Source organism: Neoroseomonas marina, assembly GCF_012927745.1.
GTDB classification, from domain to species: Bacteria; Pseudomonadota; Alphaproteobacteria; order Acetobacterales; family Acetobacteraceae; genus Neoroseomonas; species Neoroseomonas marina.
The window spans coordinates 40421-57269 of sequence record NZ_JABBKX010000005.1 but is presented as its reverse complement, the minus strand read 5'-3'; the positions used below and the strand labels follow the sequence as shown (position 1 = coordinate 57269).

19 protein-coding genes and 1 other RNA gene are annotated in these 16849 nt (G+C 69.8%); 13 read left to right on the top strand and 7 right to left on the bottom strand.

Annotated features, from left to right (window positions below; genetic code table 11):
• Positions 1–104: 104 nt before the first annotated feature.
• Positions 105–671 (bottom strand): elongation factor P, encoded by a 567-nt coding sequence (gene efp, locus GWK16_RS15190; RefSeq protein WP_170054827.1) that lies wholly within the window; start codon positions 669–671, stop codon positions 105–107.
• Positions 672–791: 120 nt separating this feature from the next.
• Between efp and GWK16_RS15185 the strand changes: the two genes are divergently transcribed.
• Positions 792–2321: a hypothetical protein gene (locus tag GWK16_RS15185; protein WP_170054826.1), complete on the top strand. Its 1530-nt coding sequence runs from the start codon at positions 792–794 to the stop codon at positions 2319–2321.
• 201 nt (positions 2322–2522) lie between these two features.
• Here the strand turns inward: GWK16_RS15185 and GWK16_RS15180 are convergent, their stop codons facing one another.
• Positions 2523–3509: a lysine-2,3-aminomutase-like protein gene (locus tag GWK16_RS15180; RefSeq protein ID WP_170054825.1), complete on the bottom strand. Its 987-nt coding sequence runs from the start codon at positions 3507–3509 to the stop codon at positions 2523–2525.
• Between the two features lie 35 nt (positions 3510–3544).
• Here GWK16_RS15180 and epmA point away from each other — a divergent pair, with 35 nt between their 5' ends.
• The 3 genes from epmA (at position 3545) to GWK16_RS15165 (ending at position 5655) form a co-directional block, all read left to right on the top strand.
• Entirely contained in the window at positions 3545–4567 is a 1023-nt protein-coding gene (gene epmA, locus GWK16_RS15175) for an EF-P lysine aminoacylase EpmA (protein ID WP_170054824.1), read from the top strand.
• A 72-nt stretch (positions 4568–4639) separates the two neighbouring features.
• Positions 4640–5341 (top strand): hypothetical protein, encoded by a 702-nt coding sequence (locus tag GWK16_RS15170; RefSeq protein WP_170054823.1) that lies wholly within the window; start codon positions 4640–4642, stop codon positions 5339–5341.
• Between the two features lie 2 nt (positions 5342–5343).
• Positions 5344–5655 carry a c-type cytochrome gene (locus GWK16_RS15165; protein WP_170055075.1) on the top strand — a complete coding sequence of 104 codons (312 nt, stop codon included), beginning with the start codon at positions 5344–5346 and terminating at the stop codon, positions 5653–5655.
• A gap of 89 nt (positions 5656–5744) precedes the next feature.
• Here GWK16_RS15165 and GWK16_RS15160 read toward each other — a convergent pair whose 3' ends face one another.
• Both GWK16_RS15160 and GWK16_RS15155 read right to left on the bottom strand, forming a co-directional pair.
• Entirely contained in the window at positions 5745–6590 is an 846-nt protein-coding gene (locus GWK16_RS15160; RefSeq protein WP_170054822.1) for a TauD/TfdA dioxygenase family protein, read from the bottom strand.
• A gap of 23 nt (positions 6591–6613) precedes the next feature.
• A complete protein-coding gene (locus GWK16_RS15155; RefSeq protein WP_170054821.1) occupies positions 6614–7348 on the bottom strand; it encodes an FkbM family methyltransferase in 735 nt (244 codons plus the stop codon).
• 110 nt (positions 7349–7458) lie between these two features.
• On the opposite strand from GWK16_RS15155, the gene GWK16_RS15150 reads away from it, so the two are divergent.
• On the top strand, positions 7459–9093 hold the full coding sequence (locus tag GWK16_RS15150; RefSeq protein WP_170054820.1) for a glycosyl hydrolase family 28-related protein: 1635 nt from the start codon (positions 7459–7461) through the stop codon (positions 9091–9093).
• Between the two features lie 6 nt (positions 9094–9099).
• Here GWK16_RS15150 and thiE read toward each other — a convergent pair whose 3' ends face one another.
• Complete coding sequence (gene thiE, locus GWK16_RS15145; protein ID WP_170054819.1) at positions 9100–9750, bottom strand: thiamine phosphate synthase; 651 nt, start codon at positions 9748–9750, stop codon at positions 9100–9102.
• Between thiE and GWK16_RS15140 the strand changes: the two genes are divergently transcribed.
• Both GWK16_RS15140 and catB read left to right on the top strand, forming a co-directional pair.
• Entirely contained in the window at positions 9738–10154 is a 417-nt protein-coding gene (locus GWK16_RS15140) for a VOC family protein (RefSeq protein WP_170054818.1), read from the top strand. The genes thiE and GWK16_RS15140 overlap by 13 nt on opposite strands.
• A 198-nt stretch (positions 10155–10352) precedes the next feature.
• Positions 10353–10994 (top strand): type B chloramphenicol O-acetyltransferase, encoded by a 642-nt coding sequence (gene catB / locus GWK16_RS15135; RefSeq protein WP_170054817.1) that lies wholly within the window; start codon positions 10353–10355, stop codon positions 10992–10994.
• Positions 10995–11055: 61 nt separating this feature from the next.
• Here the strand turns inward: catB and GWK16_RS15130 are convergent, their stop codons facing one another.
• Positions 11056–11976 carry a class I fructose-bisphosphate aldolase gene (locus tag GWK16_RS15130; protein WP_170054816.1) on the bottom strand — a complete coding sequence of 307 codons (921 nt, stop codon included), beginning with the start codon at positions 11974–11976 and terminating at the stop codon, positions 11056–11058.
• A gap of 66 nt (positions 11977–12042) precedes the next feature.
• Positions 12043–12501 (bottom strand): hypothetical protein, encoded by a 459-nt coding sequence (locus GWK16_RS15125; protein WP_170054815.1) that lies wholly within the window; start codon positions 12499–12501, stop codon positions 12043–12045.
• A gap of 90 nt (positions 12502–12591) precedes the next feature.
• Here GWK16_RS15125 and GWK16_RS15120 point away from each other — a divergent pair, with 90 nt between their 5' ends.
• From GWK16_RS15120 to GWK16_RS15095, 6 genes are all read left to right on the top strand, one after another.
• Entirely contained in the window at positions 12592–12813 is a 222-nt protein-coding gene (locus GWK16_RS15120; protein ID WP_170054814.1) for a hypothetical protein, read from the top strand.
• Positions 12813–13157, top strand: a complete 345-nt coding sequence (locus GWK16_RS15115; RefSeq protein WP_170054813.1) for a cell division protein ZapA — start codon at positions 12813–12815, stop codon at positions 13155–13157. The genes GWK16_RS15120 and GWK16_RS15115 overlap by 1 nt, the downstream gene beginning before the upstream one ends.
• Before the next feature lie 9 nt (positions 13158–13166).
• Positions 13167–13321, top strand: a non-coding RNA gene (ssrS, locus tag GWK16_RS15110) — 6S RNA.
• Positions 13322–13652: 331 nt separating this feature from the next.
• Complete coding sequence (locus GWK16_RS15105; RefSeq protein ID WP_170054812.1) at positions 13653–14252, top strand: 5-formyltetrahydrofolate cyclo-ligase; 600 nt, start codon at positions 13653–13655, stop codon at positions 14250–14252.
• Positions 14249–15070, top strand: a complete 822-nt coding sequence (locus GWK16_RS15100; RefSeq protein ID WP_170054811.1) for a TIGR00282 family metallophosphoesterase — start codon at positions 14249–14251, stop codon at positions 15068–15070. The genes GWK16_RS15105 and GWK16_RS15100 overlap by 4 nt, the downstream gene beginning before the upstream one ends.
• 5 nt (positions 15071–15075) lie before the next feature.
• Positions 15076–16830 carry a solute carrier family 23 protein gene (locus tag GWK16_RS15095; protein ID WP_170054810.1) on the top strand — a complete coding sequence of 585 codons (1755 nt, stop codon included), beginning with the start codon at positions 15076–15078 and terminating at the stop codon, positions 16828–16830.
• Positions 16831–16849: the final 19 nt, after the last annotated feature.

The following is a 16849-nucleotide window of genomic DNA, read 5'->3' as shown; positions in this document are numbered from 1 at the left end:
CGCGCCCAGACCGTCAGTAGCACCCGGCGCGGCAGTCCACGGCGCGCAAGCCTAGCGCGCGGACGCGCGCGCCGGCGCCTGAGGCACTCAGAACGCGCGAAGTCTTACTTCGCGCGTTCGTAATAGGTCCCGTCGGCGGTCTTCACGACGATCTTCTCGCCCGCCGTGATGAAGGGGGGCACCATGACCTTCACGCCGTTCGACATCACCGCCGGCTTGTAGGAGGAAGAGGCGGTCTGGCCCTTCACGACCGGATCGGCTTCCACCACCTCGAGCACGATGGTCTCGGGCAGGTCCATCGAGACGGGCTCGCCCTCGATGAGCTTGACGTTGACCGTCATGTTCTCCTGCAGATAGGGCAGGCGGTCGCCGAGGATGTCCTGCGGGACCATGGTCTGCTCGAAGCTTTCCGGGTCCATCAGCACCAGGTTGGTGCCGTCGGTGTAGGAGTAGGTGAACTCCTTGTCCTCGGTGGTCAGGCGCTCGACCGTGTCGGCGGTCCGCCAGCGCTGGTCCTTCTTGGCGCCGGTCTTGACGTTGCGCATCTCCACCTGGATGACCGCCGCGCCCTTCCCCGGGATCATGATGTTCTGCTTGAGGATGGTGTAGCGAGCCCCTTCGAACTCGATGACCATGCCGGCACGCATCTGGTTGGCTTGCATCTTTGCCATGAGGTCGGGTCCGGGCGTTCGTGTGAGAGAGGCGAGGGCGATACAACGTCGGACTGCGATCAGCAACCCAACTGGGCTCCATCCTAGGCGGCTGCAGATAGGCCTCCAAGGCAGCAACCGGTGTTGCCACCCCGTCACTACGGCGCTCCTTACTTCGACGTTGACCGGCGGGCGTCGAGCGCCAATGCTCTCAATATGCTCCCGTTCTCGACAGAATTTCCTTTGAAGCCGGCATCAAGCCGCGCTGCTTTTGTCGCCGAGGTGATCGCTTGGTTACAGGGAACATCTTACAGCACAGTTCTAGCTTTGGGCGCTGAAGCGGAATTGGATGGCGAGAACGCACATCTGCGATCCCCGACTGGAGAAGAATTGCGCCTTCGGGAACTTCGTGACGGAGACGACTGGAGCGCGGTTGGCTTTCGGCACGACTTTCCTGACGAAGAGGGGAGACTCTGGAGAACGGAAGGTGTCCTGAAGCGCTCTGCCGGGGTAGGGGCGCAGGAACTTGTACGTCTTCGTACCCAATGCTTCGCGAGAACGCCCGGGGCGCATTTGGAAAGCCCGCGCAAACCTTACCTCGTTAAGTCGCTTTTGAAGAATGGGTGGGGTGGTAACGACAATCTCTTATCAATATCCGATCAGCCGTTTTGGCTAAAAGAAAACAAGAAGAGCTTAGAAACAGCTAAGGCAATAACGCTCGGTGAGGCAACAAGATGGCTTCCTATTTTATATATTTCTGCATCTGATAATAATCGCTGGATTTTGAATCGCAGAGAGATCGAGAAATTAGCATACGATTTGGGTGGCGTCGCTCATGTTGTCGTCGAGCCAAATCGCGCATTTTCTCTCCGGCTCCGCAATGAAAGCGACGGGCGAAACGTCTACGGCGGGACATTGGGGCTCTCGGCCCCCGGTGCTGGGATAGTCAAGCGTTACTATTTGCGATGGCAGATGCAGGGCGGGAAGGATCTATCGGTTGCAGTTCGGGCGGCGGCTTCTAGTATGCGTAGCCAAATGCCAGCCTTTGGTTGGGACTGGACTGAACTGCAGGAGCAGGCACTTCGTGCTCATCGTGAGCGCGAAAAGAAGAGACTTACCGCCGCAGAAAATGAACGACTTTATTTGGAAGAGATTGAAAATCTTCAAGATAAAATCGGAGAGTTAGAGCGACAAATTAGTGCTCATGCAGATGTTAATGTTGGGCGTAGTGACAGCGATTTTGAAGAGGAGGGTTTCGCTCGTCAACTTGGGCCTGAAATATATCTTGGAGAAATTTCTGATAGATTGCGTTTTGCTGCTAAAATGACTTTAGATATTGCAGATCAAATTGGACTTGATGGGAGAACGAAATCGATCTTGGGGCGAGTTGTCGAACGACTTCGCGTCGCGCCGGCGCTGAGCGAGCTATCTCGCGATCTAGAACGAGCCACTAAGGACCCTAGGCGTGTTGCCAGTGAACTGGTGTCATTGCTTCGGCAGCACGGATACGTTGAAAAATCTCACAACAAACACATTAGACTTGAAGCTGCGGAAGGGTTTGATGGCCTTGAACCTCTTACTATACCAACGACTCCGAGTGAAAACAGGGGATTGATAAATCTTCGTAAGCAGATCGAACGAGCAATTGGCATTAATAGGCTGACGAATTGATGAAGTGAAACACAAGTCATCCCTGTAAGTCCCAGCCCTGCACAAGGGCAGTCTAGTGAGACCTTCATAGTAGCTCCGCCGGCAACCGCCGCCGCTGGCGCCTGAAATAGCGCCCCCATGGCCCAAGGGCGGAAAATCGGGTTCCGAGGGCCTTTCGGCCCTCGGCGGGGGTCCGGGGGCGGCGCCCCCGCGGCGTCACCCTCACGCCTGCCCGACCGGCCTCTTCCCCCCGCCCTGCGGGCGTTCCCGCACGAAGTCCGGGATGGCGTGCCCCGGCACCCGCCCGCGCAGCGCGCGCAGCAGGGCCAACCCGTCCTCGTCCGGCACCGCGAAGCGCGCGGTCCCCGGCGCGGGGTCCAGCGCGTGCAGGTAATACGGTTTCACCCGCGCGCGGATCATGGCGCGGAACAGCGCCTCGAGCGCTTCGGGGCTGTCGTTCACCCCGCGCAGCAGCACCGTCTGGCCCAGCAGCGGCACGCCTGCGCGGGCGAGGCGCGCGAGCGCGTCCTGCGCCTCGGCCGTGAATTCCCGCGCATGGTTGGCATGGACGGCGAGGAAGACGGGCTTGTCCTGGTCCAGCGCCGCCGCCATGGCGGCGTCGATGCGCCCCGGGTCGGCGACCGGGACGCGGGTGTGGATGCGCAGCGTCTCGATATGCGCCGCCGCCGCCAGGCGGGCCAGGATCGCGCCGAGCCGGCGGGGCGAGAGCATCAGCGGGTCGCCCCCGGTCAGCACCGCCTCCTTCACCGCGGGCGTGGCTTCGAACCAGGCCAGCGCGGCGTCCAGCTCCGCCTCGGTCAGCAGGCCGCCATCGGGGCCCACCACCTCGCGCCGGAAGCAGAAGCGGCAATAGACGGGGCAGGCGAGCAGCGGCTTCAGCAGCGCCCGGTCCGGGTATCGGTGGACCACGCCCTTGACCGGGGTGAAGGGGCCGTCGGCGGTGGGGTCGTCGACCTCGTGCGGGGCGGTCGCCAGTTCGGCGGCGTCGGGGATGTATTGCCGGGCGATGGGGTCGGCCGGGTCGGCGGGGTCGATCAGCCGCGCGACGTGGGGCGTGACGGAAATGGCGTACCGTTCGGCGACGCGCGCGGCGGCGGCCTCGGCCGCGGGGGGGATCAGCCCGGCCTCGCGCAGGGCGCGGGCGCTGCGCAGCGTGCGTCCCTGGCGTGTCGTGTCACCGTCCGGCATGGTCGGGCGGTTACTGCAACGCCCCTGTCCGCACAATGCCGAATGCCCCCTGGAGCCCCGAGCGGCTCGCCGCGCGCCTGCCCTTCCTCGACCGCCGCGCCGCGCTGGTCGCGGCGACCCGCGCCTTCTTCACGGGGCGCGGCTACCGGGAGGTCGAGACCCCCTGCCTGGTCCCCGCACCGGGCGCCGAGGTCCATATCCGCGCCTTCGGCACCCGTTTCGAACCGCATCTCGGCGCGGGGGAGGGGCGGGGGCTGTGGCTGCGGACCTCGCCCGAACTGGCGATCAAGAAGCTGCTGGCGGGCGGGGCAGGGCCGGTCTTCGAACTGGCGCGGGTGTGGCGGAACGGGGAGGTCTCGGCCCGCCACGCCCCCGAATTCACCATGCTGGAATGGTATCGCCCCGGCCTGTCCTTCGAGGGGCTGATGGAGGAGACGGAAGCCTATGTCCGCGCAGTCTGCCCGCCGGTGGTCGCGCATGAGGGCGTCGCGACCGACCTGCGCCTCCCCTTCGAGCGCCTGACCATGGCCGAGGCCTTCCGCCGCCACTGCAATGGTCTCGACATCCTGGGCACCGAGGGCGACGCGGCCCGGCTCCATGCCGCGGCCGCCGCCGCCGGCCTGCCGCCCCGCCCCGACGAAAGCTGGGAGGACCTGTTCTTCCGCCTGCTGCTGGAACGGGTGGAACCCGCGATCGGCCGCGGGCGGGCGACCTTCCTGACGCATTGGCCGGCCCCCCAGGCGGCGCTCGCCCGGCGCGACCCGGCCGACCCCCGCGCCGCGCTGCGCTTCGAATTGTTCGTGGCCGGCATCGAGCTCGCCAACGCCTTCGACGAGCTGACCGACCCCGCCGAGCAGCGCCTGCGCTTCGAGGAAGCGAACGCCGAGCGCCGCCGCATCACCGGCGAGCAGGGGTGGGAGGTGGACGAGGATTTCCTCGCCGCGCTGGACCAGGGGCTGCCGCCGACGGCCGGCATCGCTCTGGGCTTCGACCGGCTGGCGATGCTCGCCTCGGGCGCGCCGCGGATCGAGGACGTGCTCTGGCTGCCCCTGGCATGACGCCGGGGCGGGTTGCCTTGGCGGGTGGCCTCGCGTCTATAAGCCCCCGGCCGGAACTAGAGCACGGGGTCGATGTCGATCGGATCGAGACGCAGCCGGGAACGCAGGCGCCGCAACGCGCAATTCGCCGTGCGGGCGGCGAAGTGGGTGACGGGGCTCGCCATCTTCCTGGGCCTGGGCTTCTGGTCGTACCGCACGGGCCTCGACCTGGCGCGGGCCGAGGTCACGGGCCTCGAGGAACGGATCGAGACCCAGGGCAACGAGATCCGCGAGCTCAATTCCCGCAACGGCCAGCTCGAGGGCGAATTGCGGCAGTCCCGCGCGGACTACGCCGCGCTGCAGGCGCGCTACCGGCGGGACGTGCCGGCAGGCGACGCCGCGGCGCTGTTCTCCCTGGCCCAGCAGCGCATCGCCGCCGGCATCCCGCGCGAGCGCGTGGAGCAGGTGCTGCGCGACGCCGCCCCGGTGCGCCGCTGCGAGGCGCGCGGCACCTCCCGCCGCTTCGCCATCGTCTACGGCCCCCGCATCCCGGAGAGTTCCGGCATCGAGCTGGCCGAAGGCCTGGTCCGCGTCGTGGTGAGTTCGGCGAACCAGACGGATGAGATCAATCGTACGGCGAATGTCGTCGTGACGGTGGCGGGGCAGGACCCGCAGACCTTCACCGGCCTGCCGCAGCGCCAGGTGGTGGTGCTCGGCAATGCGGAACTGGCGCTGAGCGTGACCTCGGAAATCCGGGGCTTCGCGACCGCCGCGCTGACGAGTTGCGGGTCGTGACGATGCGCGCCCTGGCCGTGTTCGCTCTGCTGGTCACCGCCTGCGCCGCGCCGGGTGAGGCGCAGGACGTGGCCCAGGGCGAACGCCTCGCGACCGAACGATGCGGGTCCTGCCACGCGGTCGGCCGCACGGGGGCGAGCCCGCGGCCGAACGCACCGGCCTTCCGCGACCTGCACCGCCGCTATCCGGTCGACGACCTCGCCGAGGCGCTGGCCGAAGGCATCGTTACCGGCCATCCGGACATGCCCGAACAGTCCTTCAGCCAGCCCGAGATCAATGCCCTGCTGGCCTATCTCCGCAGCCTGGAGCGCTAGGGCGGATCCCGATCAGGCGGGATCACCTGATCGGGTGAAGATGCTCGCGACAACAAGGGTCTCATGACCCATGGCGAACGGGAACGACCCTAGGCTGGGACGTCCCCGAGCAGCGTGATGCGATGCATCTCGCGCCGGTGGCCGTGATAATCGTTCACCGGATAGTGCTGCACCGCGCGGTTGTCCCAGAAGGCGAGCGAGCCCGGCGCCCAGCGGAAGCGGCAGGTGAATTCCGGCCTGGTGATGTGGGCGAACAGGTAGTCGAGGAGCGCCTTCGACTCCTCAGCGGTCCAGCCCTCGAACTGCGCGGTGTGGCCGAGGTTGACGTAGAGCGCGCGGCGCCCCGTCTCGGGATGCGTGCGGACCACGGGATGCGAGGCTTCGAGCACCTCGGCGTTCGTCACCGCGCCGCGTTCCTTCTGCCGGTCCTCACGCGTCTTGGACGCATCGGCCTTCTTCGAGGAGTTGATCGCGCGCAGCCCGTCGAGCGTCGCGCGCAGGCCCGGCGACAACGCGTCGTACGCCGCGCGCGCATCGGCGAAGAGCGTGTCGCCGCCGGCCGCCGGCACCTCGCGCGCGACCAGCATCGTCGCCATGGGCGGACGTTCGAGATAGGCGGTGTCGGAATGCCAGACGCCGCCGAAGTTGATGCGCTCGTGCGGTTCCTTGATGACCGGCGTGATCTGCGGGAAGCCGTCCAGGCCGCGCACGAAGGGGTATTCGACGGGCGTGCCGAACTTCCGCGCGAAGTCGAGGAAGCGCGCCGGCGGCAGGTCCGCGTCGCGCAGGAAGATCACGCCGTGTTCGAGCCAGATCGCGCGCAATTCGGCGGCGGTGCGATCGTCGAGCCCGTCCCGCAGGTCGAGGCCCGAGACCTCGGCCCCGCAGGACCCCGAGGCGCGCGTGACGATGAGGCGCTGCGCAGTGATGGACATGTTTCCCTCCGTTTGCGCGGAGGTTACGCCGCTGCCCCGAGGCGCGCCAGGAGGGCCGGCGCGATCTCGCGCGGCAGGGCGTAGAAGACGAAGACGTAAGGGTCGGACGCCTCGAACACCGAAGGATCGGGGGAGGCGCGCTGCATCGTCGCGCGGTCGAGCGACGCGACCGGGAACCATTCCCCGCCCAGTTCGAACAGCACCTCGTAGCCGAGCGCATCGAGATAGGCCGGCACCGCCCAGGTGCTGCCCTCGCGGTGGCGTTCCTCGATCTCGAGCGTCATCACCGGGCGGCAGCGCAGCAGCGTCTCGCGCGCGCCGCGCAGGATCTCGTATTCGGCGCCCTCCGCATCGACCTTCATCGCGGTGAGGTCCGCGAGGCCGAGATCGTCGAGGCGTTCGACCGGCACCGCGAAGCGCTCGACGGACACGCGCGCGGAGAGATGCGCCGCGTAATCCTTCGCGGTGCTCGCCCATTGTTCCTGCGCGACGCCGTCGAGCACCGGCATCGCGAGCATGATCTCCCCCGCGCTGTCGCCGAGCGCCGCGGCGCGGCAGTCGACATGCGGCGGCACCGCGCCGAAGGCGCCGCGCAGCGCCGCCTGCAGGCGCGCGAAGGCGGGTGGCAGGGGTTCGAAGGCGATCACGCGGGATCGGGGCAGCCGCGCCAGGGGAATGGTGATCAGCCCGTCATGAGCACCGACATCGACCAGCGTGCCGGGGCGATGGAGCAGGGTGTGGAAGCGGGTCTCGTCCATGATCCTGGCCATAGCATCGCCAGGCGATCGCCCCAGCAGTTTTCGACTCCTGCAGACCGGGCCGGCGGGGGGCGCGGCCTATGGTCGCGGTTTCGCTGGGGAGTTGCCGCATGGCCGGTCCGGACCGTCGTGCCCTGTTCGCCGCCGCCCCGTTGGCACTTGCGGCGATGCCCGCGGCTGCCCAGGCACCCGGCACGGGCCGCGTCACGGCCGAGGCCTTCGGCGCCCGCGGCGACGGACAGGCCGACGACGCAGGGGCCATCCAGGCCGCGATCGCTGCGCTCGGGCCGCAGGGGGGCGTCCTGGTCCTCGCCGCGCGGACCTATCGCGTGGATCGGGGGCTGCGGCTCGATCCGACCCGCGTCTCGATCAGCGGTGCCCGCGCCGTGCTGGACGGCCGGCGCCTGCCCGCGGGAACGGCGCTGCTGACCGTGACGGCGCCGCCGGACGCGCCCCAATACGACCAGGCACCGCAGGTGATCGAGGGCCTGATCCTGCGCGGCCCCGGATCCCGCAGCCCCAGCACCGGCATCGCGATGGCGACGACGACCGAGACGCGGTCGAGCCGGATCACGCTGCGCAACCTGTCGATCTCGGAATTCGGGACGGGCATCGACTACGGGGCGAAGACCTATCTCTGCCAGGCCTTCAGCCTGCAGGTGCATGGCTGCCGCACCTGTCTGGCCTTCACGAGCAACGACGATGCCGGCGAGAACATGTCCTTCTACGGCTGCACGCTCGGCAATTCGGACGTCGCCGTGGCGAACCGCGCGGGGGCGATGACGGTCTTCCAGGGCTGCGCCTTCGACTATTGCCGGCAATGGTTCGTCGGATCGGGGCTGAACCAGTTCTTCGGCTGCTGGTTCGAGAAGCACCGCCCGACCGCCGAACAGGACATCCCCTTCGACTTGGTCGCCGGCAACCTGCTGCTGCAGGGCGGCGGCATCCAGATCTCCGGCGTCGACTTCGCGCAGGGCAACCGCAACCGCTTCATGTTCATGGCGCGCGATCGCCAGGCGCGAATCGTCCTGCGCGACTGCTTCGCCTGGAACTGGCGCACAGCGAGCGGCGCGCTGGCGGGCGGGGAGGGCAGCATCCTGATCGACGGCATGGCCGGGCAGGGCAACCGCCACGTCCCGGCCATCACCAAGGATGACCGGCGCCACAACGTGTTCGGCGATGCCGGCCGCTTCAGCGGGGAGACGCTGACGCTGCCCTGCTGGGTCGGCGGCGACGGCACGCAGCGTGAAACGGCCCACCTGATCCGCTGGAATAGCGCGCGCGGGGAGGCAGCGCTGTCCACCGCCCGCCCGCGCAGCGGGTCGCGTTGCCTGCGCATCCTCAAGGAGGTCGGCGGCGGCACCGATTTCACCTTCTCCGTCGCCGCGCCGATCCGTCCGGGCCAGGGCTTCGGGGCCGCGCTGTGGTATCGCGTCGATGGACCGGGGCCGCTCGGCCCGATCTGGTTCCAGATCCATTGGGGTCGGGCGCTCGCCACCGATGCCCATGGCGTCACGCGGTTCGGCGACACGCAGTTCTGGGGCGAGGTGCAGTCCCCCGCCGCGGCGGCCGAACTCGCCGACTGGCGGGAGGTGCGGTTCAACAGCCGGGCCCTCGACCACACCGCGACCGCCCCGCAGGAGGCGCCGGCCTGGGCGAGCCATGTGCTGATCACCACGTCGTTGGTGTCGGTCGGGGCGGGGACGGAGGTGTTCCTCGCCGATGTCGGGGGCTGGACGCTGTAGGCGGCGTCAGGCCGCTCCGATCGCCGCATTCATGGCGCGCACGCCGGCCTCGGGGCCGTCGGCGTGGTTCCACACCGCGCCCACCACGGCGAGGAAATCCGCCCCGGCGCGGACCAGCGGGCCGCAGTTCTCCGCCGTGATGCCGCCGATCGCGACGCAGGGGATCTCCATCATCTGCGACCACCATTCGAGGATCTCGGGCGCCGCGTGGTGCACGACCTCCTTCGTGTCGGTCGGGAAGAAGGCGCCGAAGGCGACATAGTCGGCACCGAGCTCGCCCGCTTCCATCGCGAGGTGCCGGGAGGCGTGGCAGGTGATGCCGAGGATCCTGCCCTCGAGCAGCCTGCGCGCCCCGGCATGGTCGCCATCCGTCTGGCCCAGATGCGCGCCGTCGCAGCCGAGCGCATGGGCGAGCCCGGCATCGTCGTTCAGGATGAAGGCGACGTCGCGCGCGTGGCAGACGGGCATCAGCGTTTCGGTCGCGCGCTTGACGTCGTCGGGCGTGGCATCCTTCAGCCGCAGCTGCAGGCAGGCCACGTCGCCGGCATCGAGGGCGGCGGCGAGGTCTTCACGAAATCGCGTGACCGCGAACCGTGGGGGCGTGATCAGGTAGAGTCGGCAGCCTGCCGAGGAGCTGTCCCGAGATGCCGCACTCATCCGCCGTGATCCCCTGTCTGCGCTATGCCGACCCTAAGGCCGCGATCCGCTTTCTGACCGAGGCGTTCGGCTTCGTCGAGAAGCTGGTGGTGCCGGGGCCCGACGGCGGGGTGATCCATGCCGAGCTGTCCTATGGCGAGGGCGAGCATCGCGGCATGGTGATGCTGGGCGGCGCCGACCGCGCCTTCTTCGATATGCGCCTGCCGAACCAGATCGGCGGGGTGACGGAGTGCATCTACGTCATCGTCAAGGATGTCGACGCGCATTGCGCCAAGGCGCGCGCCGCGGGCGCCGATATTCTGGAGGGGCCGCTCGATCGCGATTACGGATCGCGGGAATACGTCGCGCGGGACCCGGGGGGATATCTGTGGGATTTCGGGACCTACGATCCCTGGAAGGCGTGACGCCCGCTTGACCGCCGCGGCGGCTCCATCGAGACTCGCCGCCGCATGAAGGCCGCCCCGAGTACCACCTGAGCCGGTCCCGCGCCCGTGGCGCGAGGATCCTGAGATCCGGCGACCCATCATCGGCTCGCAGGCGGCCTTCCTTCATGACCTGACGCCGGCCGTCGAGACGACGGAGCGTCAGGGGGCGAGTTCCTCATGCACAATGTCTTCGAGAGCCCGTTCAAGGGCATTCCCCTGTCGCGCCAGGTGACCCACCCGAACATCGTGGTCGGGCGCCACAGCTACTATTCCGGCTACTACCACGGCCACGGCTTCGAGGATTGCGCGCGCTACGTCCTGCCGCATGACGGCGCGGACCGGCTCGTCATCGGAAGCTTCTGTTCGATCGGCACGGGCGCGAGCTTCGTCATGGCCGGCAACCAGGGCCATCGGCTCGACTGGATCAGCACCTTTCCCTTCCACTACGTGCCGGACGAACCCGCCTTCGCCGGCGCGGCGGACGGTTATCGTCCGGCGGGCGACACGGTCATCGGGCACGATGTCTGGATCGGCGCGGAAGCGATGGTCATGCCGGGCATCCGGATCGGGCACGGGGCCGTCATCGGTGCGCGCGCGGTGGTGACCCGGGATGTCGAACCCTACGCGATCGTGGCCGGCAATCCGGCGAAGGTGATCCGCCACCGCTTCGGGGAAGCCGATCGCGCCATGCTGCTCGCGATGCAGTGGTGGGGCTGGACCGATGCGCAGCTGCGGGACGCCATGCCCCTGCTGACCGCCGGCGATGTCGGGATGCTGCATCGCCATTGGCAGGAACGCGTCGACGGTCGGGGGTCCTGAACGACGAACGCCGCCGCGGGGCATCCCCCGCGGCGGCGTTGCGATCGGTCCCGGGCCGGTCTTACGGCTTGGACTTGTAGACCTCGATCATCGCGGCGAGCAGCTTCAGCGCCTCGTCCTTCGGGCGCTGGAAGGCGTTGCGGCCGACGATCGAGCCGTTGCCGCCGCCGGCATGGATTGCCTTCACCTCGGCGAGCAGCGCGTCGGTGCCCTTCGCCTCGCCGCCCGAGAAGACAACCAGGCGGCGGCCGTTGAAGCAGGACTGCACGATGTGCTTGATCCGCGTCGCGAGGTCCGAGCCGTCGATCTTGCGATCGATGTAGACCTTCTTGGCAGCGTCCAGCGACAGCGCGTCGGTCGGCGGCTTCACCTTGATGATGTGGGCGCCGAGCAGGGCGGCCATGTGCGCGGCATAGGCGCAGATGTCGTAGGCCGTCTCGCCGGTCTTATCGAGCATCGGGCCGCGCGGGTAGGACCACACGACGACGGCGAGGCCGGCGGCCTTCGCTTCCTCGGCGAGCTCGCGCAGCTCCTCCATCATCTCGAACTGGTATTCGGAGGACGGGTAGATGGTGAAGCCGATCGCCGAGCAGCCGAGGCGCAGCGCGTCGGAGACGGTCGCCGTCACCGCCTGGTCCTTCGTGGTGGACAGGCTGTTCGACGAATTCACCTTCAGGATCGTCGGGATGGAGCCGGCGAAGGTCGCCGCCCCGGCCTCGATCATGCCGAGCGGCGCGGCATAGGCGTTCAGCCCCGCCTCGATCGCCAGCTCGAAATGGTAGTGCGGGTCATAGGCGGCCGGGTTCGGCGCGAAGGAGCGGGCCGGGCCGTGCTCGAAGCCCTGGTCGACCGGCAGGATCACCATCCGGCCGGTGCCGCCGAGCTTCCCCTCCATCAGGATGCGGGCGAGATTGGCCTTCGTCCCGGGGTTGTCGCTCTCGTACCAGGAGAGGATTTCCTTCACGCGGCGGGTCAGCTTCATCGTGGCGTCCTTCCTTCGGGGCCTTAAGTCTAGCGCAGCGCGCGATACCGCAGGCGATGCGCCCTGTCACGGGGCCCGGGGTGTCGGCGATCCCTGTGGCGCTTCCATGGCGAGCCAGGCCGCCAGCCGCGCGGCGCCCGCGCGGCGCCGCAGGTCGAGCCGCGCGAGGTCCAGGGAGGGGGGGCGGGAGGGCAGCAGGACGACGCCCGCTTCCGCCGCCGCGCCCGCAACGGCGGCGAAGCCCGTGGCATCGGCCGCCAGGACCAGGCAGCGCGCCCCGGCCCGGATCGCCGCGAGCGCGGTTCCGGCCGCGTCGGCGCAGTCCAGCACCGCATCCCATGCCGCGCCGGGGTGTCGCCGGCCCGCTTCCGCCGCCAGGGCGAGGAACCAGGCCGGGCCGAGAAAGCCCGCGGCGCCCGGCGCCGAGATCAGGGCCACCCCCGCCGGTCCCGCCGCCGTCAACGCCGCTTCGGCGTGCGCGAGCGCGTGGACCGTGACCGCCGGCCTGCTGACACGCTGCGTCACCGTTGACCCCGAGGTCCCTCTCTGCCAAGGCTTTCCCGGTCATCCTGCGGTGTTCCGCGGGGCAAGGGAACGGTGGAACCCAGGGGTCGGATGAACGAAGCGGTGGATCCGGTGGCCGAGGCCACGCTGCGGCTGGAATCGGCGGTCGCGCGGCTGGGCCGTGCGATGGCAGCCCGTCCCGCGTCGCCGGCCGCCGAGCCATCCGCCGCGCTGCCGGCGTCCGGCGTCGATCCGGAGGCGGTCGCCGCGCTGGCGGCCCGCCTCGACGAGACGATCGCGCGGCTGCGCGGCGTGCTGGGCGAGGAGAGCTGATGGCCCAGGTCACGGTCCGCGTCGGCGGCTATTCCCACCCCGTCGCCTGCCAGGACGGGCAGGAGCGCCACCTCACGAACATGGCCGCCGAGGTCGACAAGCGCATCGGCACGCTCAAGGCCATGGGCATGCAGTTCGGTGAGACGCGCATGCTGCTCCTCGCCGCCCTGCAACTTGCCGACGAGACCGGCGACCTGCAGGCCGAGATCGCCGCGCTCAAGGCCGGCGGGGCGGTGGCGGCACCGCCCGCCGCGGCCCCGGTCCCAGACACCGCCCTGGCGGAACGCCTGGGGCGCATCGCCGAGGCCATCGAGGCCATTGCCGCGACCCTTGAGGGCGCCTAGGTATCGGAAGCGGGGCTGCCCGGCGCGCCAGGCACTTCATCCCCAGGGCCAATAAGCATCCTCCGGGAGCTGGCTCTGTCCGGACCGTGGTTCGGGTACCCGGCGCCCACCTGCATTAGCAGGCCTTGGGAGGATGAGACGCCAGCGGCCAGGGCGGCTCCGCACTCGATTCCAACACGCCCCCCGAGGCCTGGCCTCGGGGGGCGTGTTGTTTTTTGCCTCAAACGCCGGAGTCGTCTTCTGCCTCAGACGCCGGCGCCGGCATCCGCCGGCTTGGCTCGCGCGCCGTGTGCTGGATCGCCCGGCGCGGCAGGCGGGTTGGGCGCGGTCGCGCTTCGCGCTCCCGGCCCGAGGCAGGGCCTCGGGCCGTTGTTTTCGTGCCTCAAGCGCCGGCGCCGGCATCCGCGGGCTTGGCTTGCGCGCCGTGAACTGGCGCGCCGAGGCCGACTGATGGGGCCGGTTGCGCCGGAGGCCGGAACGCGCTGACCTCGGCGCATGAGCGACAGCGCGCCCTATTGCGACGTTCTCCTGGCAGAACTGAAGGCCGAGGCGCGGCGGGGCGCCCTCGCGCGCCGGGCCGCCGTCGATCCGGCGGGGAAGGGGGAGGCGCTCGCCGCCGTCGTCCTCCGCGACTGCCCGCCGCCGCCCGGCGCCCTCGTCGCAGCCTTCTGGCCGATGGGGCCCGAGATCGACGTGCGGCCGTTGCTCGAGGCCCTGCACGCGCGCGGCCAGCCGCTGTGCCTGCCGGTGACGCCCCGGCGCGGACAGCCGCTGCACTTCCGCCGCTGGCAGCCGGGCGATCCGCTGGCCGCCGGCCCGATGGGCACGCGGCAGCCCGCCGGCGGCGAGGAGGTCACGCCGGACTGGCTCCTCGTGCCCCTGCTCGCCTTCGACCGGGCCGGGCGGCGGCTCGGCTACGGCGGCGGGTACTACGACCGGACGCTGGCGGCCTGGCCTCACGCGGTCGCGATCGGGGTTGCCTATGCCGCGCAGGAAATGCATGACCCGCCCGGCGTGCCGGCGGGGCCCACCGACGTTCGGCTCCGCAGGGTGGCGACGGAACAGGGCGTGGTGAACTGCGCGGGGGCGAGTTGAGGATTCTCTTTCTCGGCGACGTGGTGGGCCGATCCGGGCGGGACGCGGTCACGGCGGCGCTGCCCGGACTGCGGCGCGACCTCGCCCTCGACCTGGTGGTGGTGAACGCGGAGAACGCCTCGCATGGCTTCGGCCTTGCGCCGGACATGGCGCGTGCCCTGTTCGCCGCCGGGGCGGATGCGATCACCCTCGGCAACCATGCGTGGGACCGCAAGGAAATCATCCCCTACATGGAGGAGGAGCCGCGCATCGTCCGCCCGCTCAACTACCCGCCCGGCACGCCCGGGCGCGGTGCGGCGGTGATCGACCTGCGCGGCGGCCGGCGGGTCCTGGTCGTGCAGGCGATGGGCCGGCTGTTCATGGAACTCCTCGACGACCCCTTCCGTGCCGTGCAGGCGGAACTCGCGAAGCATACCCTCGGCGCGCAGGGCAGCGTGCAGGCCGCGATCGTCGACGTCCACGCCGAGGCGACGTCCGAGAAGCAGGCCATGGGGCATTCCTTCGACGGGCGCGCCTCACTCGTCATCGGCACCCACACCCATGTGCCGACCGCCGATGCGCGGATCCTGCCCGGTGGCACGGCCTTCCAGAGCGATGCCGGCATGTGCGGCGACTACGACAGCGTCATCGGCATGCAGAAGGGCGGTGCGTCGATCCGCTTCTGGCGCAAGGTGCCGGCGGAACGCCTGGCGCCGGCGGAAGGCGAGGCGACGATCTGCGGATTGTTCGTGGAAACCGACGACGCCACCGGCCTCGCGCGCCGCGTCGCGCCGCTGCGCATGGGCGGCTCGCTCGCGCCCGAACGACCCGTCGCATGAGGGCGATGCCGGAGCGTCCCGGCCTGTTCGGGGGATTCGCGGCCGCCTTCGGCCGATCGGGCGACCGTGTGCCGGGCCATGTGCCCGACGTCGTGCTCGGCCTCGAGGACCGGCCGCCGCCGGCGCAGACCTTCGCCCTCGCTTTGCAGCAGATCGCCATCCAGTCGATCTACTTCCTGCTGCCCGGCATGGTCGCGACCGCCTTCGGCGCCGGCCCGCTCGAGGCGACGAACTTCCTCTGCCTGTCGCTGATCTCGGTGGCGGTGGCGACCGCGCTGCAGGCGCTGACGCGCGGGCCGCTCGGCTCCGGCTACCCGATACCGGGCATTCCTTCGATCGTCATGCTCGCGCCCATGCTGCTGGCGGCGCAGCTCGGCGCGAGCCTCGCCGAGGCCTCGACCATGGTGATCATGGTCGGCATCGTCACCATGGCGGTCGCGCCCGCCGTGCGCCGGCTCTCCGCGCTGCTCCCCACCGAGGTGATGGGCGTCATCGTCTTCCTGATCGGCGCCTCGGTGCTGCCGAGCATCCTCGCCATGGCGGGCGCCGACGCGGCGCGGCCCTGGGAGGCGCTGCCGCGCATGCTGGTCATGTTCGGCTGCTTCTTCGTGATGGTGGTCGTCGGCGTCTTGCGTTGGCGCTTCGCGCGCTACGCCGTGCTGGTCGGCGCGCTTGCCGGCGCCGCGGGCGCGCTCGCCGCGGGCATGGCGACGCCGGGCGCGTCGGAACTGCTGGAAGCCGCGCCGTGGTTCGCCTTGCCACGACCCGGCGCGCATGGCGGCATCGCCTTCGATCCGACGCTCGTCGTTTCCTTCCTGCTGTGCACGGTCGCGGCGATCGCCGCGCTGCTCGGCTCGCTCGTCGCCTTCCAGCGCGCGGTGGACGGCGACTGGACCCGGCCGGACCCGGGACCGCTGCGGCGCGGCCTGCTCGCGCACGGCGTCGCGGCGGCCTTCGCCGGGCTCATGGGCGGCATGCCGTCCGCGGTGTCCTCGGCCTCGGTCGGACTCGCCATCGCGACGCGTACCTTCGCGCGGACCATCGCGCTCGCGGGGGCGGGGATCCTGTTCCTGCTCGCCTTCTCGCCCAAGCTCGTCGCGCTGTTCGTGCTGGTGCCGGCGCCGGTGCAGGCGGCGATGCTGCTCTACGTCGCCTGCTTCATGATGGCGCAGGGCAGCGAGATGATGGTCATCCGCAAGCTCGATGCCCGGCGGACGGTGGTGGCAGGGCTTGGCCTTTCCGCGGGGCTCTCGGCGCTGGTGGCGCCGGCCTTCTTCGCGGCGGCGATGCCCGCTCTCGCCGCGCCGCTCGCGGTCGGTGGCCTCGCGGCCTTCCTGGCGAACCTGGTCACGCTGCCGCTGGTCAAGCGCGTCGAGACCTTCCCGGTGCGGCTCGATGCCCGTGCGGGGGACCTGCTGGACGACCGCACCGCGCAGATGGGCGGCGCGTGGGGCCTGCGGCCCGAGACGGTGCGCAAGATGCACCACGCGCTGATGGAGTCCTGCGATCTTCTCGCGGGCCGGGGCCTGCAGGAGGCGGTGGTCACGGCGACGCAGCTCGAGGAGCGGGTGCGCATTGCCGTCGCCTTCACCGGGGCGCCCTTGCCGAAGCCGGCGCGACGGCCGCGCACCGAGGATATCGAGGCGGGTGGCGACGCTCTCGAGATGACGGCGCTGTGGCTCGCGCTGCGCGAGACGAGCGAGCACGGCATGCGGGTCACGGCCGCGGGCCATGAGCTCTGGATGGAGTTCCAGGACTAGGGGCGGCGCCTTGCTCCGG

Excerpts from the sequence above, each read along its gene's own strand:
- efp (WP_170054827.1), bottom strand. The coding sequence starts at position 671 with ATGGCAAAGATGCAAGCCAACCAGATGCGTGCCGGCATGGTCATCGAG.
- GWK16_RS15180 (WP_170054825.1), bottom strand. The coding sequence starts at position 3,509 with ATGCCGGACGGTGACACGACACGCCAGGGACGCACGCTGCGCAGCGCC.
- epmA (WP_170054824.1), top strand. The coding sequence starts at position 3,545 with ATGCCGAATGCCCCCTGGAGCCCCGAGCGGCTCGCCGCGCGCCTGCCC.
- GWK16_RS15170 (WP_170054823.1), top strand. The coding sequence starts at position 4,640 with ATGTCGATCGGATCGAGACGCAGCCGGGAACGCAGGCGCCGCAACGCG.
- GWK16_RS15165 (WP_170055075.1), top strand. The coding sequence starts at position 5,344 with ATGCGCGCCCTGGCCGTGTTCGCTCTGCTGGTCACCGCCTGCGCCGCG.
- GWK16_RS15160 (WP_170054822.1), bottom strand. The coding sequence starts at position 6,590 with ATGTCCATCACTGCGCAGCGCCTCATCGTCACGCGCGCCTCGGGGTCC.
- GWK16_RS15155 (WP_170054821.1), bottom strand. The coding sequence starts at position 7,348 with ATGGACGAGACCCGCTTCCACACCCTGCTCCATCGCCCCGGCACGCTG.
- GWK16_RS15150 (WP_170054820.1), top strand. The coding sequence starts at position 7,459 with ATGGCCGGTCCGGACCGTCGTGCCCTGTTCGCCGCCGCCCCGTTGGCA.
- GWK16_RS15140 (WP_170054818.1), top strand. The coding sequence starts at position 9,738 with ATGCCGCACTCATCCGCCGTGATCCCCTGTCTGCGCTATGCCGACCCT.
- thiE (WP_170054819.1), bottom strand. The coding sequence starts at position 9,750 with ATGAGTGCGGCATCTCGGGACAGCTCCTCGGCAGGCTGCCGACTCTAC.
- catB (WP_170054817.1), top strand. The coding sequence starts at position 10,353 with ATGCACAATGTCTTCGAGAGCCCGTTCAAGGGCATTCCCCTGTCGCGC.
- GWK16_RS15130 (WP_170054816.1), bottom strand. The coding sequence starts at position 11,976 with ATGAAGCTGACCCGCCGCGTGAAGGAAATCCTCTCCTGGTACGAGAGC.
- GWK16_RS15120 (WP_170054814.1), top strand. The coding sequence starts at position 12,592 with ATGAACGAAGCGGTGGATCCGGTGGCCGAGGCCACGCTGCGGCTGGAA.
- GWK16_RS15115 (WP_170054813.1), top strand. The coding sequence starts at position 12,813 with ATGGCCCAGGTCACGGTCCGCGTCGGCGGCTATTCCCACCCCGTCGCC.
- GWK16_RS15105 (WP_170054812.1), top strand. The coding sequence starts at position 13,653 with ATGAGCGACAGCGCGCCCTATTGCGACGTTCTCCTGGCAGAACTGAAG.
- GWK16_RS15095 (WP_170054810.1), top strand. The coding sequence starts at position 15,076 with ATGCCGGAGCGTCCCGGCCTGTTCGGGGGATTCGCGGCCGCCTTCGGC.